This is a genomic window from Neorhizobium fuzhouense (genome assembly GCF_042611105.1).
GTDB lineage: Bacteria > Pseudomonadota > Alphaproteobacteria > Rhizobiales > Rhizobiaceae > Neorhizobium > Neorhizobium galegae_A.
This window is the reverse complement of the sequence record NZ_JBHFFP010000022.1, coordinates 19846-34816: the sequence shown is the minus strand read 5'-3', so window position 1 is coordinate 34816 and position 14971 is coordinate 19846. Positions and strand designations below refer to the sequence as shown.

Genomic DNA, 14971 nt, shown 5'->3' with positions numbered 1-14971 from the left:
ACGCCGCGGGGGCTGATGCCGGATTCGGACAGGAAGGGCGAGACCTACCGGAAATGGTGCAAGACCATCCGCAAACTCGGCGGGCGCATGGAGAGCCGGGAGCTGCGCGGGCGCGATTTCGGCGCGCCGACCATTCGCAAGCGGCTGTTCATCATCATCCGCTTCGATGGCCAGAAGATCGTCTGGCCGCAACCGACGCATGGCGCGCCTGACGACAAGGACGTGATTGCCGGGCGCAAGCAGCCATGGCCTATCGTTGCCGATTACCTGGACTGGAGCATCCCGTGCCCGTCGATCTTCGATACGGCTGAGGAGATCTGGCATAAGCACCAGTTGCGGGCAGTGCGGCCTCTGGCCGACAACAGTCATGCCCGGATTGCGCGAGGCTTTGATCGGTATGTGTTGCAGGCGAAGCGGCCGTTTTTGGTCAACCTGACGCATGGAGGTCGGGTTGAGAGTGTCGACGAAAGCGCGCGGACGATCACGGGCGCGAACCGTGGCGAGAAAGCGCTGATCGGACCGCATGTCATGACAATGCGCAACGCGCAGAAGCCCTATGTGAGCGTTGACGAACAGGCGCACACTGTAACGGCTGGTGGTGCCCACCAGATGCTGGTTGCACCCTCAATCCAGCGGTTCAACGGCGGCGCGACCGGATCTGCCATGGATGAGCAGGCGCCTACCATCACCGCAAACAGCTTCATCAAGCGTCCTGGTGGTGCCGCGCCTCTTGGCATCATGGCACCCGTTCTGACCTATGCGCAGCAGGGTGGCGCCAACAGGCCTGTCGACGGACAGGCGCAGACGATTACCGCCAGCGACAAGGACCAGAACGCCGTGTTCTGCGGGTTCATGGCGCAGGCGAACAACGACAGCCGGCGCATCGGTGGCGTGAACCCCGGAAGACCGCTCGACGAGGCATCCTCGACCATTACCCAATCCGGCAGTCATCAGCAGCTCGTGTCCGCCTATGTGGCGCGTCAGTTCGGCACCTCGACCGGTCATGGCGTGAACGAACCATCGGCCACCATCATGGCGGACGGGCAGGGCAAGAGCCAGCTGGTGATGCCATACCTGCAATCCTATTACGGGCAGGGCGATGGCGGGCGTGAGGACGAGCCCTGCCGCACCGTGACGACGCGGGACCGGTTCGGCCATGTCGCGGCAACCGTCAGCGCGCCGCCGTTTACGGAGGCGCAGGCGGGCCGGGCGCGGCAGGTGGCGGATTTCCTGCGCGCCCACGGCGTTTGGGACGAGCGCGAGTTCGTGACGCTCGACGTCGATGGCGTGACCTACGTGGTGGTCGATATCGGCATGCGGATGCTGACGCCGCGTGAGCTGTTCAGCCTGCAAGGCTTCCCGGCGGATTACAAGATCGACGGTTATTTCGACGCCGCGCGCATTGGCCACAATGGCGGGCCGCTGTGGGTGCCGTTCTCCAAATCCGTGCAGGTCAGCTGCGTTGGCAACAGCGTGTGCCCGCCGGTTGCCAAGGCGCTGGTGGCGGCTAATTGCAACCATCTGTCGGTCTGGAATGAGAGGGTGGCGGCATGACCACCATCCTCGACGAATTCATTCTGCGCGCCAAGACGGTGGATTTTGCCCGCGCCTGCGACATCCTGAAAATCCCGCAGGCGGCAAAGGGCAAGAGCGAATACCAGGGGCCATGCCCGCAGCCTGGATGTGGCGGGGTCGACCGGTTTTCCGTCAACCGCGGCAAGGGCGTGTGGAATTGCCGTGGCTGTGGGCTGGGCGGGCGCGATGGCTTGAGCCTTGCGGCGCATGTGCTGCTGCTTGATCTGCGCAACCGCGCGGGCTTTCTGGAGGCCTGTTCGGCGCTTCTCTGTGAAGAGATCCCGAAGGAAGGCGAGCGGGAGACGGATGAGGAGAGGGCGGAGCGCGAGGCGCGGATTGCGCAGGCGCAGGCCGATCTCGACCGGCAGACCAGCGAGAAGCAGGAGGAGCGCAACGCACACCGCGACCGCGAGATCATGCGCGCCCGCGGCCTCTGGCTGGAAGCGGCGGATTGCCTGTCCGGCACGAATGTCGCGGTGTTCGGCCGCGGCGTGATCCGCGATTACCTGAAGGCGCGCACCGGGTTTCTTGTACCGGAAACGCTGTTCGAGAACGCCCGCTTCCGGCCTTCCGCCGGCTATTACAAGGGCGAGGACCGGGCCGGCCGGCCGCTGTCGATCTATTCCGGCCCGGCGATGATCCTGCCGATCGTCAATCCTGAAGCGCGCATCATCGGCTGCCACCAGACATGGATCGACCTCATTTGCCCTGAAGGCAAATATCGGCCGATCCTCTATGGCCTGACCAAGAAAGGGCAGGAGGCCGGTTACGACGTGGTGACCGATCATCGCCGGCAGGCGCCGTCGGCCGAGCTGATCGAGGCCGGGTTTTACGAACGGCTGGCCTCGAAGAAAATGCGCGGTGTGAAGAAGGGCGGGATCGTGCCGCTGATCGGCCAGCCGGAGCTTCTGCGCTGGGCGGGCGGCGAGGGGATCGAGAACGTCGTGGCCTTTGCGGGTGCCGAAGGGTTTCGCGCTGACACGTTCTATTTCACCTCCGGCGATCTCGGCAATCTGGCCGGCCCGGCCGAACCGGCCTCTGCCTTCATGCATCCGGAACTGACCTACACCGATACGCTCGGCCGCGTGCGCAAGGTGAAGGTGCCGGGCCCCGTGCCGAAGGCGCGCCAGGGGCCGGACGATGCCATGCAGGTGGCGGATCATGTGGCGGAGCTTCTGCTGCTCGCCGATGGCGACAGCGAGCCGGTGTTTACCGCCTCTGCCATGGCGCGCGCCCTGGCGCGGCTGTCACGCCCCGGGCTTCTGCCTCAGGTGATATGGCCGCCCGAGGGGATGGATTTTTCAGGGGCACTGAGTGCCGCGCTGAACAAGGGAGGCGTGTGATGAAAGAGCAAAAATACTGGCTATTCATGGTTCCGTGGATGTCGGGTTCGCTGCTCAACGTTTTGCCAGCAGATTATTTTGGCTCCTGGACGATCCCTTGCGTCTTGGCAATCGCTTGCGGTGCGGGGTGGCTATTCAACTTCATGCTTGAAAGATACTGGACGCCGCGCAGATGACAGACAAACCGAAGGGCGGCGTGCCGGAGGCGGTGGCGCAGCTGCTGAAAGAGGCCCATGCGCAGCGCGCGCTTTACACCGGAAACCCGGACCCCTTGCCCATTTCCGAGCCGGAAGAGGCCGAAGCGGACCTGGAGCTTTCGCCGGATGAGATCCTCGAGGAATGCGCCGCGCTGCCGGAAACCGACATTGGCAATGGCGAGCGGTTGCGCGTGCGCTATGGCCGGTTTCTGCGCCATGTGACGCATGTGGGCTGGCACGGCTATGACGGCCAGCGCTGGCTGGAGGATACATCCGGCGCGGTGGTGCGCCGCTTTGCCCACCGCACGGCCGAATTCATCGATGACGAGGCGATCCTGCTCGACTGCTCGGACGAGGAGAAGGCCAAGATCGTGGCCGGGCGCCAGGCGCGCGAGGACATGAAGGCGCTGGGCAAGAAGGGCAAGGACTGGGACGCCGAGAAGCTGGAGCAATACGACAGGCTGCAGGTGCTGATCGACGCCATGGACGCGGTGGAAAAGGACCGCTCCGGGCGGATTTCATCCCGCCACTCTCATGCCAAGAGCGCCTGCGGATCTTCCAAGATCGACAACATGCTGCGCGAGGCGGTGCCCTATTGCTCCGTCGAGGTGAAGCAGCTGAATACGGATCTTTATGCTCTGAACACCCAAAGCGGCACGCTTCGGTTCTACTGTTCGGAAGCGCAGGGCGGCCAGGCCGGGAAATGGTCTGTGCGGCTGGACCGGCACGAGCCGCGCGACCTGATTTCCAAGATGGCCGAGGTGATGGTGCTGAAGGATGCTTCGTGCGTGGTGTTCGACCAGTTCCTGAAGCGGGTGATGCCGGATGTCGAATACCGCCGGTTTCTGCAGCGATACATGGGCTATTGCCTGCTGGGGCTGACGGGCGAGCAGTGCCTGCTGTTCTTCTATGGCGCGGGACGAAACGGCAAATCCACCTTCGTCGACCTGATGGTGGATATTCTGGGCGATTATGCCGCCTCCATGTCGATCGACAGCTTTGCCGGCGAAAAGCGCCGATCGGGCGCGGAAGCGACGCCGGATCTCGCGCGCCTGCCCGGCGTGCGCCTTGTGGCGGCCTCCGAGCCGGAAATGGGGGTTCACCTGAAGGACGCTTTGATCAAGGCGCTGACGGGCGGCGAGCCGCTGGCGGTGCGCCACCTGAACAAGGACTTCTTCGAGATGATCCCGCATTTCAAGATCATCCTTTCGGGCAACCACAAACCGATCATCAAGGATGATAGCGACGGGATCTGGCGGCGCGTGCACCTGGTGCCGTGGGAAATCCAGATCCCGGAAGATGAGGTGGACCGAGACCTGCCGCGCAAGCTGCGGGCCGAGCGTCACGGCGTTTTCGCCTGGATGGTGAAGGGTGCGTTGGATTATCTGGCAAACGGGCTCGGCGTGCCGGAGGGTGTCAGGGCCGCGACGGCCGAATATCGCGAGGAGAGCGATCCGATCGGGGCATTCCTGCGCAATGCCTGCCATGTGACCGGCAATGACAGCGACCAGGAGACGCCCGAGGATCTGTTCAATGGTTTTGCGCGCTTTGCCAAGAGAGAAGGACTTTCAGAGTTTCGTCAGGCAACATTCTCGAAGCGCCTGCCTGACCAAACCCGCAAGACATGGAAGGGCCCGGACGGGCTAATGCACATGTTCTGGCGTATCCGCTCAAACGGCACATTCTATCGCGGCATCCGCGTGAAAGAAGAGTTTCGCGGCCAGCGTGAAGAGCAGCATGCTGGCGGCCGCGCCTATGAAGAGGACGACATGCTGTGATCGTCCAAGTTAATCACGTTCTCCAGCATCTCCCTGTAGATCGGCGGCAAGGTCGACTTGAACGGTTTCCGTCTTGGGAGAGAGCCCAATGGCCGCGGCGGTGCTCGCTGCAAATTGGTCGGTGGTGTCAAAATCTCGGAAGGTGCTTGTGGGATGCGGATACCTCGGTTGCCAAGATATACACCCATGCAGAGCCACGCGTCTTCAAGCGAGCTGTGTTTGCGCCCGGACCTCTTCAGGCCAAACCGCTTTGCCGCCACCTCAAGGTTCGATTTTCCGGAGAACGAATTTCGATAATCCTGCATGGTGCAGATGAGGTTCTTGTCGCGCAGTTCGAGGCCGCTCTCCCCCAATTGGCGAGACACGAAGCCATAATCGAATTCCAAATGATGAGCGTGGAGAGTCTTGGCCGAATCGAGCAGTTGGAAAATGTCTTCTGCGCATTCGTAGAACGGCATCTGATGCCGCAGGAGCCAATCATTGTATCCGTGCACAGCCTCGGCCGATGGATGGCTTTTCTTCCCGGGGTCAAAGATCAGATGCATCAGCGAACAGTCAAAAGCGCCACTTCTGGCGGCTTCCAGATCGACCTTGATGCAGGCGAAGCTGACAATTCGATCGGTTTCTTCGAAGCCTGTTGTTTCAACATCGAAAAAAGCACTGTAGCTCTTTTGCATGCTTCCCCCCAAAGCGGAACAATCCCCCAAGGGATTGAACCGAAATATTGGCCAAAGATCGAGTATTATTTCGGCGGGGATGCTGGGCCGACGGATGTCTTGCAAAACAGATCAAACTGGCGCACCATAAGGTTGTCGCGGCAAAATCCGCGACGGGGTTTAGCAGCCCTACCGATGGAGCGCAGTCAACGCGCTATGGAAAGACGAAGCTTTCGAGCGCGTTTTTCTATGGCCGGGCGACGTGCGGAAGCCGAAAGGCTTGCCTGGTGCTCCACTGGGTCTGCTAACCCGCGTCTGCCCGGCCGCCATTTTAGCAGATGGTGCCGGGTTCAACGGGAACCTGGAGCAACCACAATGACAGACGGCACGAAGCCTGCTGACCTCACCGAATTTGACCTGTTGTACGAGCTCGAAAGCGAGATCATCGCGGCGCGGGCCCTCGTTTTTGCGATTGTGGACCTGATGGGCCTGCCCCTGACGGATCTTGACCGCCGCGCCACCAGCATCGGGCATCTTGCCACTTTAGCGGAGGAAATACTTGGCCGCGCTGAGCAGTCTACGCAGCCTCTGCACGTGCTCTATTTTTCCAGAATGGCCGATGCCAAAGGAGAAGTGGCATGAGCATGATGACGTTCGATTTCGAGAATTTGCCGGTGCGGGCTTTCCAGAAAGAAGGCCAGGATTGGTTCGTGGCTGTTGATGTGTGCCGATGCCTTGGTCTGGAGAATAGCCGCCAAGCGCTTACGCGGCTTCCTGACGAAGAGAAGGGTGTCACAGTAAATGACACCCTTGGTGGCCCGCAGGAAATGGCTTCCGTCAACGAGCCTGGCCTTTATCGGCTGATTTTTACCAGCACCAAGCCGGAGGCTGAGCGGCTGAAGCGGTTCGTCTTTCACGAAGTTCTGCCGGCGTTGCGGCGCACGGGCGCTTACGCCCCGCAACTGGATTTCGAAATCATGCGCGAAAAGCTGGCGCTGGTGAAGGAAACGCGCCTGACGCATGGGCGCCGGGCCGCGCAGGCGCTGTGGCGAGAGCTTGGTCTGCCACTGGAAGAGCGGGCAGAAAGCGCCGGCAGCACGGACCATGAGCGCAGCCTCTCGCGCTATATATCCGATTTTCTTGATGAATGTTGCCAGCCGGACCCAATGAGCCGGGTGCAAAGCAGCGATCTCTACGCGCTCTATTGCCGGTGGGCACCGCAGGCGAACGCGCCCCATATGACGCTTTCAGGGTTCGGCAAGGGCATGGTGAAATCCGCATATGCCCGCATGAAATCCAATGGCAGCTACTATTGCGGCCTACGCGTTCGCGCCGATATCCGCGCCAAACTGAACGGAAACTGACGATGAAGACCCGGACCCTTCGCTGGACAGGTCGTGCCGCATCGTCCTATGCTGGCCTTTCGCCCTTTTCAAAGGGTGTGGGGCCAGCGCAGCGGACAGCAAGTACAGCAAACGTATTGCCGAGGCCCTCAACGGACAGCACGGACGTTCGAATTAGACCAGTCATATCAGTGGTTTGTACAGCACGGACAGCAAGTACAGCAAAGTTGCGGCCTACGCATGTGCGCGCCTGCGCGCGCGATGTTTCGTCTACTGTGCCGTTTAGAAAATGTTACCTAACTCCTCACATGCAAAAGGTTCGTAACTTGCTGTACTTGCTGTCCATATGTTGAATTTATTGATTAATTTGCTGTCCATCTTTCTAATTTTCTGTCCGTCAAAAAACCTTATCTGTACTTGCTGTCCAACACCTCTTTCTAAAGGAAAGAAGCGATGAAAAAAAAGATGAATGCTGACGTGAAAAAGGTCATGGGCATTGAGGAGCTTCTGCAATGGGCCTTCTGTCAGGAGCTTTGCAAGGTGGGGGCGGCAGGTGACCGGTTGACGACGGTTGCCGGTTCCAACTGGAGCGTGACGCAGGATATGGCGACGCTCGGCACGCTTATCGACAAGAGCCCGAACGCCTTTGGCGTGATCCCCGGCTTCATCGAGGATGGCGAGCCGCACCGCGATGCGCTTCTTGTGGGGGAGGCGGTGCGCGGGCTGGCGCGCATCGGCTTCGAGATCCCGGCCGGCTGGATGCCTTTTCCGGAAATGGACGATCCGCATGGGCTCATTGCAAGCGAGGTGGAGCGGGTGGCCTGCGAGGTTCGCCTGAAGGGCGAGCGGCTTTCCGGGCGGCACCTGGTGGCACTGGTAACGGGGGCTGCCATTCTGGGGCGTGGCCCGGACTGGCATTGCGAGCAGCCGGCGTTTCGCATGGTGAGTGCGGCCGGAAAGCCCCGGTGGTTTGTGAAGAAGACGCAGAAGGATGCCTTGGGGCGGGTCTATGAATTCGAGACGGATGGTTTTGACCGCAAGCGCTCTCGGCCGGTGAGCGGCGCCTATCGCAAGTATGAGCTTTCGCAGATGATGCGGGGCGATATCCTCTCGCGGCTGGACTGGCAGCTCTGGCGTGATGCTCTTGGCTTCCTGGCCGACAGTCTTTCCGGGCGGCTTCATGACCACGCAATCTATGCCTTCGTGGCCGACCGGCAGCCGTGGGTGCGCGCCGCGAAAATGCGGGCGCAAATGCAAGCCGTTGAAAAGGCTTCATGATATTTTTCGCGATACCCCTTCCGGCGCGGCAGATATTTGACATAACTTGGACCCTAGATAATTCTCATGAAAAGCCCGCTGGCGGAAACGCTCGGCGGGCTTCGTGTTTGCGGGCCTTGGCCGGCAATTGCGGGAGGCGGTGATGCGGTCATGAAACTCAAATCCATCGCCGGGATCCGCACGATTGACACCCGCACCGTGCGACCGCCGGCCAAAGCGGCCGATCCTGAATTGCTGTCGCCGGAGCATCGGCGCTGGGCGGCGGACGTCAAGAAGCGCGCTGGGTATCAGTGCCAGGCTGTCGTTGATGGCAGGCGGTGCGAAGTGCGGGCGCCGGCCCGGCTGTTCGCTGATCACATCATCGAGCGCAAGGATGGCGGTCCGGCCTTCGATGTGGAGAACGGCCAATGCCTTTGCGGGTCGCATCACACGAAGAAGACGGCGGCGGCGCGCGGCGCCCGTCTGTCAGGTAGGGGGGGTAGGGGGTTTAAATCCCCATCCTAACCCAAGGGGTGTAACCGCACAGGTCTCAGCGGCACACTTTTTTTGTGGCGGATGGTTTTTCCCGGCCCGATTGTCGGTTTAGGGCTGAATGACTTGGTGAAAAGCTGGTCCGACCAACAAAATCAAGGGGATAGCAGAGGAGTATTTGCGGGATTGCGATTTTCGCATGGTTTATTCCCATTTTTACCTGACGGGGCAGGGCACCGGCCATGACCGAGCAGATTGACCTTTTCGGCAACCCCATCGATCCGCCTGGACGGCGGCAGGGGCGACCGAGCCATGAGCCGACAGAAGCGTCGACCATCAACGTCATGGTGCTCCTTGCGGCCGGTCAGACGAACAAGGACATTGCGACGACGCTTGGTCTCGATGTCAAAACTTTGCGCCGGCATTACCAACACTTGCTGCGGCAGCGTGAAGTGATGCTGAACCGCCTTCGGACGAAGCTCCGCACCGCACAGATCCAGCATGGCCTGGCCGGCAACGCAGCGTCACTCTCGGCTGCGATCAAGTCGCTTAACGATGTGGATGCCGAGCGCGTGGCGCGCGACCTTCGATCCCGTGCTGCCAACGCGCCGTCAGGCCGTGGGTATGTGAGCAAGAAAGAAACCAAGCGCGAGGCGGCGCGCCAAGTCGGCGGCAAGTTTGCGCCGCCGCCCGGTCCACGGCTCATCGCTGCAAACGGCCAGGCTTTGGCGGCCGATGATGACACCGGCGGCTGAATATTCATGATTGAGAATCCCGATGCGCTTCACCACAGCATGCCCTGACTGGGAAAAGCGCATCGTTGCCGGCGACAGTCTCATTCCGTTTGAGCCGCTGTTCCCTGATGAAGCGGAGGCTGCTCTCGACGTTTTCAAGTCGCTGCAGATCACGGATCTGCCGCAGTTCTACGACAAGTCGATCGGGCGCCATCGCCACCCGACCTTTGGCGAAGCCTGCGAACCCTACGTGTTCGATTTTGTGGCTGCCATCTTCGGGGCCTATGATCCGAATAGTGCGCAGCGCCACATTGAGGAGTTCTTCCTCCTCATCTCGAAGAAGAACATCAAGTCCACCATTGCTGCCGGTGTGATGCTGACGGCACTGATCCGAAACTGGCGCCATAACCAGGAACTGTTGATCCTTGCGCCGACGCAGGAAATCGCCGGAAACAGCTTCAAGCCTGCCGCTGCCATGGTCCGAGCCGATCCAGAACTGGAAAAGCTCCTGAAGGTGCAGGACAACCTGAAGCAAATTACGCACGAACTGACCAAGGCTGTGCTGAAGGTCATATCGGCAGATAGCAAAACAGCCGGCGGCAAGAAGGCTGCATTCGTCCTGGTCGAAGAGCTTTGGCTGTTCGGCAAGAAAGCCGGCGCCAGCCCAATGCTGCAGGAAGCGACAGGCGGTCTCATTTCGAGGCCGGAAGGCTTCGTGGTCTACATCACGACGCAATCCGATGAGCCGCCAACGGGCGTGTTCAAGGAAAAGCTGGATTACTTCCGAGACGTTCGGGACGGAAAGATCGACGATAATCGGTCCCTGCCGGTGCTCTATGAGTTCCCGGACAGCATGATCGACAGCGAGGAATATCTAGACCCAAAGAATTGGTACATCACCAACCCCAATATGGGGCGCTCCGTTCGGCGGGAATGGCTGGAGCGCAAATTCCTTAATGTGCGCAGCGGCGCCGACGAGGAAGGGGACACGTACCAGAGCTTTCTGGCAAAGCATTTGAACGTTGAGATTGGCATGCGTTCGCGCGCCAATCGTTGGGCGGGATCTGACTTTTGGCTTTCGGCCGAAGATGAAGAACTTGCCGCTCTGCCCCAGTTTGATGCTCTGGATCGTTTGCTGGACCGATGCGAAGTTGTCGCCATCGGTGTAGATGGCGGAGGCCTGGACGATCTTTTCGGCTTGACGATCATCGGTCGCGAGCCTGAGGAGATTGAGGTGGAAACCAAAGTCAATGGCCGCGTCACAAAGGTTTATATGAAGCCGTGGCTTTCGTGGTCACATGCCTTTTGCCACCGAAAGCTGCTAACCGCCCGTAAAAAGATTGCGCCGATTCTGCTCGACATAGACAAGGCGGGGCAGCTGACCATCGTTGATACGGCACTGGAGGATATAGCCTCCATCGTTGAGTTGGTCAAAATGGTAAAAGATCGCGGGTTGCTGTCCTGTGTGGCAGTTGACCCTGCGGGGATTGGCGATTTTGTTGAGGCCTTGGCAGTCACGGACGTTGATGTGACCGAGGAGAACGGCCTTTTGGTCGGTGTGCCTCAGGGCTTCGGTCTGATGAACCCGATCAAAACGACTGAGCGCCGCTTGTCGAACGGTTTGTTGAAGCATTCTGGTGGCCCACTTATGCGCTGGTGCATCTCCAACCTTAAGATAGAGCCCACTGCCACCGCCATCCGCGCGACGAAGCAGACAGCAGGCGATGCAAAGATTGACCCGGCCATGGCGCTGTTCAATGCAGCGACCGTCATGGTCAAGAACCCGGAGCCTTATCAAAAGGCTCTTGCCTACTCGGCCGAGCGCGGCCTGTTGTTTTTCGGATAGGGATAGGCCTTGAGCAAGGTTCTTCGCGCCATCGCAATCCATGCACCGATTGTCCTGCGGGATTCCGTAGGAATCGCAGGCGTGGGCAGTGTTGCTTATGGCTGCTACATCATCATGCCTGCGGCCGGATTTATCGTGGGTGGTGCGCTGGCAATAGCTGGTAGCTATCTTGCATCGAGGGCTAACTGATGGCTCGCGGCATCTTTGGCGCGATTGCGCGCGGTGCACATAGCCGTTCGGGCTCCGAAAGCATGGATGACCAGCGCCTGTGGCAGGACTCCGTGTTCTCGACACCATCGGTGACTGGCGTTGCCGTCAATCAACAGACGGCGTTAAGTGCGTCTGCTGTGCTGGCCTGCGTGACGATGCTGGCCGAGGATGTGGCAAAATTGCCGTGGGCCGTCAACCAGCGCCTGGCTGATGGCAGCAAAATCGAAGATCGTGCGCATTACCTTTCCGATCTGTTGCAGGATCCGAATGACTGGCAGAACGGGCTGGAATATCGCGAGCAAAAGCAGATCAGCCTTGTGCTGCGAGGCAACGCCTATTCGGTGATTGTGCGCGACCGGCGCGGATACCCGATGAAACTTGTTCCGATCAATGCCGATTGGGTTGCCTTGTGGGAAGCGCCTGATGGTGGCCTGTTCTACCGCGTCACGCCCCAGGGCCTGCATCTGAAATCGGAGCTTGCCGGTCAGCCGTTTCTTATTCCGTTCGGCGACATGCTGCACATCCGCGGGTTTTCTTTGAATGGCCTGCTGGGCGTTTCGCGAATCTCCGTTGCTCGCGAGGCAATTGGCCTGTCGATCGCGCAGGAGCAGCAGGCCGCCCGGTGGATGGGGAATGGTGCGAAACCGTCCGGCATCTTGACCACGGATCAAAAGCTGTCGCCGGGCGCCGCCGAGCGCATGTCTGCCGACTGGCGGACTCTTTTCGGCGGTCTGCAGAATTCGGGCAAGACCGCTGTTCTGGAGCAAGGCGTCAAATTCTCGGCGCTGGACATGACCTCGGCCGATCTGGAATTCATCGCGTCCCGCAAATTCCAGCTTGAGGATGTCGTGCGCATTTTCCGAGTGCCGATGCACATGGTCGGCATTCTCGACCGCTCGACCAACAATAATATCGGCCAGCAATCGCAGGAATATGTGAACTACACGCTGACCGGTTACACCAACCGCTGGAGCCGAAAGCTGGAGAGCACCTTCGGCCTGCGGCGTGAAGGTCGGTCCATCGATTTCGATTACCGAGAGTTGACCACGGCCGACATGACTGCGCGCGTCAACAACTGGCGCACCATGATCATGTCTATGATGGCAACACCGGATGAGGCCCGCATTGATCTCGGCATGCAGCCAGAGGGCGGTGAAGCGGCAAAGCTGCATTTCCCGCAGAACATGGCCGCGGCCGGCAGTCAGTCAACGGGCACCGCCCCGGATGGTGCCGGCCGCCCAACCAAGCAGGAATCTGCGGCGCGCGCTCGGGCTGTGACAGTGGCGCCAGCCGCGCCTGCTGTACGCGATAACCGCGATGACATTGCTTTGCAGGAGTTGTCGAAGCGTCTTCGCGCGGCCGGCGGGTCGTCGTTCCTGCGCGACAAGGAGTATATCCATGGATGACCTGCTGGCTTCGGTACGGGTGGCGCTTGCCGAAACCTGGTGCCTGTATTTCAAGGCGCACAGTTTTCACTGGAATGTGCAGGGTCCGCTGTTTCCGCAGCTGCATGAGCTGTTTGGCGACATTTACGAGGACGCGCACGACGCTGTTGACGGGTTGGCTGAGAGGCTCCGGACCTTGAACGCCATGGCGCCGGCTTCGCTTGCAGAAATCTCCGCCCCGGCGTCGATTGCGTTCGGGGGAATTCCGACAACGGCGGGCATGATTTTCGAACTGATCGATGCCACCGCTGCGGTGGTTAATGCATTGGGTAGGGCCGACCAGTTGGCGAGCATTCAGCTTGAGCGGGGCTTGAGCAACTATCTGCAGGAGCGGATGGACGCGCACAAGAAATGGGCATGGATGCTGACCGCCACGATTGCCGAGGATACCGCGCAATGACCATCACCATTGACGATTTTGCGCGGCATGCGGTGGTCAACGCCCCACTGCAAAAGACCTCCGTCATGCGTGCGGCGGGTCAGGTCGATCTGGCCAACAGCAATGGCCGCATCATCCGTTATCTGTTCTCCGATCCTTCGGTGGCGCGGGACAATCACACCATCGCCGCCTGGACGCTGGACAATTACCTGCGCAACCCGGTGTTCTTGTGGGCGCACGACCTGTCGCAGCCGCCGATCGGCCGCGTGGTCGATCTCGCGCAGCGCGATGGGGTGCTGTCCGGATCAGTGGAATACATGGACCGGGAAATTTATCCTTTTGCCGACACGATCTTTCAGATGGTGAAAGAGGGATATCTCAACGCAACGTCAGTCTCGTGGGACCCGGTCAAATGGCGCCTTGCCAACGACAGATCCCGCCCCGGCGGTGTGGATTTCGAACTGGTGGACCTGATGGAAATCTCGCAGGTTCCGGTTCCGTCGCTTCCAACCGCCCTTGCCACGGCGCGGGCCAATGGCATCGACACCAGCCCAATTTTCGATTGGGCCGGTCGGATCCTCGACGAGGGCGGCATGATGATGATGGTGCGAGCGGATGTGGAAGATCTCCGCCGTGCTGCCCGGATGCCGAGCCCCGGCCGAAGGTCGGCCGGCAAGACACTGTATGTGTCCCGACCGGTCATGAACCATGCGGAAATCCGCTCATGGATGCGCGATCAGGGTTTTGCCAGCTCTCTGCCCGGAGAGGATATGCACGTCACCGTGGCCTATAGCCGGGAAGCGTTCGATTGGACGAAGCTGGCGCCGGCAAGCGACGATCTGGTTGTCGACGCCGACGCAAACCGTACCGTTGCGCCGCTTGGTGATGGCGGCGCTGTTGTGCTGCGGTTCGAAAATGCCGCGCTTGCGGCACGATGGCAGGAAATCCGCGATGCGGGCGCATCCTGGGATTTTGCCGAGTATCACCCGCACGTCACGTTGTCCTACCGCGGTTTGCCGGACGGTGTCGCCGCCTATGACGGGCAAATTGTTCTCGGGCGCGAACGTTTCGAGGAAATCTCGGACGGCTGGAGTGACGCTCTTCTCGAAACCGAATTCCTGCCTGCCACCACTGACCAGTCAAGGAAGGCCGCCATGTCGATCAATGAATTCAAGCGCTCCATGTACCATGTCAGCTGGCTGGCCAGCGTGCTGTGCGATCTTGACTGCGTGCAGCAGGACATCGACTGGGAAAAGCAGTATCGGGAAAAGGATACGCTGATCCCCGATGAGTTGTTGGTGGTGAAAGCCGCCCTGGGCAATGTGCTGGTTCAACTTGTCGGCGAAGAAGTCGCTGCGATGCTTGGCCCCGATGATGAAGGCGACGATGCTGCCACCAGCCGCGCCCGCGCGGTTTCGCTTTTGCGTCAGCGCGCCGGTGCATCTTTGTCCCGTTCCGGCAAAATGCTTTCCGCAGACAATGCCGCCATGCTGAACGAAGCGCACGACATGATCGACCGTGGATGCGGCATGATCCGCGGGCTTCTGGAAAAGAACGCACCAGATGCAGACGATGTCGCGGACCCGGAAGAAGGCGAACGCGCCATGCGCCTGCGTCGCGCCGCAGCCATGAAGCTTCGCATTGCGGTTGCTGAAACCGCCTGAACCGTTTGCGCGCCAAGCGCCATCTACCCCGACATCGCAGGACACCAAGATC

At 60.3% G+C, this 14971-nt stretch carries 15 protein-coding genes; 14 read left to right on the top strand and 1 reads right to left on the bottom strand.

Annotated elements, in window-relative coordinates; all coding sequences use genetic code 11:
* The 4 genes from ACEXP3_RS23920 to ACEXP3_RS23905 all read left to right on the top strand — a co-directional run.
* On the top strand, window positions 1-1554 hold a 1554-nt coding region (locus tag ACEXP3_RS23920; protein ID WP_377299695.1), incomplete at its 5' end, for a DNA cytosine methyltransferase.
* The gene (locus tag ACEXP3_RS23915) at window positions 1551-2918 is read left to right on the top strand and encodes a DUF7146 domain-containing protein (RefSeq protein WP_377299694.1); all 1368 of its coding nucleotides are present in this window, start codon (window positions 1551-1553) and stop codon (window positions 2916-2918) included. The genes ACEXP3_RS23920 and ACEXP3_RS23915, both read left to right, overlap by 4 nt.
* Window positions 2918-3094, top strand: a complete 177-nt coding sequence (locus tag ACEXP3_RS23910; RefSeq protein WP_377299693.1) for a hypothetical protein — start codon at window positions 2918-2920, stop codon at window positions 3092-3094. The genes ACEXP3_RS23915 and ACEXP3_RS23910 overlap by 1 nt, the downstream gene beginning before the upstream one ends.
* Window positions 3091-4893, top strand: coding sequence for a DNA primase family protein (locus tag ACEXP3_RS23905; RefSeq protein WP_377299692.1), 1803 nt, complete (start codon window positions 3091-3093; stop codon window positions 4891-4893). The genes ACEXP3_RS23910 and ACEXP3_RS23905 overlap by 4 nt, the downstream gene beginning before the upstream one ends.
* Here the strand turns inward: ACEXP3_RS23905 and ACEXP3_RS23900 are convergent.
* On the bottom strand, window positions 4869-5570 hold the full coding sequence (locus ACEXP3_RS23900) for a 3'-5' exonuclease (RefSeq protein WP_377299691.1): 702 nt from the start codon (window positions 5568-5570) through the stop codon (window positions 4869-4871). The genes ACEXP3_RS23905 and ACEXP3_RS23900 overlap by 25 nt on opposite strands.
* Before the next feature lie 354 nt (window positions 5571-5924).
* On the opposite strand from ACEXP3_RS23900, the gene ACEXP3_RS23895 reads away from it, so the two are divergent.
* The 10 genes from ACEXP3_RS23895 (at window position 5925) to ACEXP3_RS23850 (ending at window position 14919) form a co-directional block, all read left to right on the top strand.
* Window positions 5925-6191, top strand: coding sequence for a hypothetical protein (locus ACEXP3_RS23895; protein WP_377299690.1), 267 nt, complete (start codon window positions 5925-5927; stop codon window positions 6189-6191).
* Between the two features lie 2 nt (window positions 6192-6193).
* Window positions 6194-6913, top strand: coding sequence for a BRO family protein (locus tag ACEXP3_RS23890; protein ID WP_377299689.1), 720 nt, complete (start codon window positions 6194-6196; stop codon window positions 6911-6913).
* 432 nt (window positions 6914-7345) lie between these two features.
* Entirely contained in the window at window positions 7346-8170 is an 825-nt protein-coding gene (locus ACEXP3_RS23885; RefSeq protein WP_377299688.1) for a hypothetical protein, read from the top strand.
* Between the two features lie 66 nt (window positions 8171-8236).
* Complete coding sequence (locus ACEXP3_RS23880; protein WP_377299687.1) at window positions 8237-8674, top strand: HNH endonuclease signature motif containing protein; 438 nt, start codon at window positions 8237-8239, stop codon at window positions 8672-8674.
* 209 nt (window positions 8675-8883) lie between these two features.
* Entirely contained in the window at window positions 8884-9396 is a 513-nt protein-coding gene (locus ACEXP3_RS23875; RefSeq protein WP_377299686.1) for a LuxR C-terminal-related transcriptional regulator, read from the top strand.
* Window positions 9397-9418: 22 nt separating this feature from the next.
* Entirely contained in the window at window positions 9419-11221 is a 1803-nt protein-coding gene (locus tag ACEXP3_RS23870) for a terminase large subunit (protein WP_377299685.1), read from the top strand.
* Window positions 11222-11230: 9 nt separating this feature from the next.
* Window positions 11231-11410, top strand: coding sequence for a hypothetical protein (locus tag ACEXP3_RS23865; RefSeq protein ID WP_377299684.1), 180 nt, complete (start codon window positions 11231-11233; stop codon window positions 11408-11410).
* Window positions 11410-12837, top strand: a complete 1428-nt coding sequence (locus ACEXP3_RS23860) for a phage portal protein (RefSeq protein ID WP_377299683.1) — start codon at window positions 11410-11412, stop codon at window positions 12835-12837. Before ACEXP3_RS23865 ends, ACEXP3_RS23860 begins: the two co-directional genes overlap by 1 nt.
* Window positions 12830-13276 carry a Dps family protein gene (locus tag ACEXP3_RS23855; RefSeq protein ID WP_377299682.1) on the top strand — a complete coding sequence of 149 codons (447 nt, stop codon included), beginning with the start codon at window positions 12830-12832 and terminating at the stop codon, window positions 13274-13276. The genes ACEXP3_RS23860 and ACEXP3_RS23855 overlap by 8 nt, the downstream gene beginning before the upstream one ends.
* Window positions 13273-14919, top strand: coding sequence for a hypothetical protein (locus tag ACEXP3_RS23850; protein WP_377299681.1), 1647 nt, complete (start codon window positions 13273-13275; stop codon window positions 14917-14919). The genes ACEXP3_RS23855 and ACEXP3_RS23850 overlap by 4 nt, the downstream gene beginning before the upstream one ends.
* Window positions 14920-14971 lie beyond the last annotated feature (52 nt).

Bases quoted from the DNA above. Each gene is read 5' to 3' on its own strand.
- ACEXP3_RS23850 (WP_377299681.1), top strand. From the start codon at position 13,273: ATGACCATCACCATTGACGATTTTGCGCGGCATGCGGTGGTCAACGCC.
- ACEXP3_RS23910 (WP_377299693.1), top strand. From the start codon at position 2,918: ATGAAAGAGCAAAAATACTGGCTATTCATGGTTCCGTGGATGTCGGGT.
- ACEXP3_RS23905 (WP_377299692.1), top strand. From the start codon at position 3,091: ATGACAGACAAACCGAAGGGCGGCGTGCCGGAGGCGGTGGCGCAGCTG.
- ACEXP3_RS23855 (WP_377299682.1), top strand. From the start codon at position 12,830: ATGGATGACCTGCTGGCTTCGGTACGGGTGGCGCTTGCCGAAACCTGG.
- ACEXP3_RS23900 (WP_377299691.1), bottom strand. From the start codon at position 5,570: ATGCAAAAGAGCTACAGTGCTTTTTTCGATGTTGAAACAACAGGCTTC.
- ACEXP3_RS23860 (WP_377299683.1), top strand. From the start codon at position 11,410: ATGGCTCGCGGCATCTTTGGCGCGATTGCGCGCGGTGCACATAGCCGT.
- ACEXP3_RS23915 (WP_377299694.1), top strand. From the start codon at position 1,551: ATGACCACCATCCTCGACGAATTCATTCTGCGCGCCAAGACGGTGGAT.
- ACEXP3_RS23895 (WP_377299690.1), top strand. From the start codon at position 5,925: ATGACAGACGGCACGAAGCCTGCTGACCTCACCGAATTTGACCTGTTG.
- ACEXP3_RS23890 (WP_377299689.1), top strand. From the start codon at position 6,194: ATGATGACGTTCGATTTCGAGAATTTGCCGGTGCGGGCTTTCCAGAAA.
- ACEXP3_RS23880 (WP_377299687.1), top strand. From the start codon at position 8,237: ATGAAAAGCCCGCTGGCGGAAACGCTCGGCGGGCTTCGTGTTTGCGGG.
- ACEXP3_RS23885 (WP_377299688.1), top strand. From the start codon at position 7,346: ATGAAAAAAAAGATGAATGCTGACGTGAAAAAGGTCATGGGCATTGAG.
- ACEXP3_RS23875 (WP_377299686.1), top strand. From the start codon at position 8,884: ATGACCGAGCAGATTGACCTTTTCGGCAACCCCATCGATCCGCCTGGA.
- ACEXP3_RS23870 (WP_377299685.1), top strand. From the start codon at position 9,419: ATGCGCTTCACCACAGCATGCCCTGACTGGGAAAAGCGCATCGTTGCC.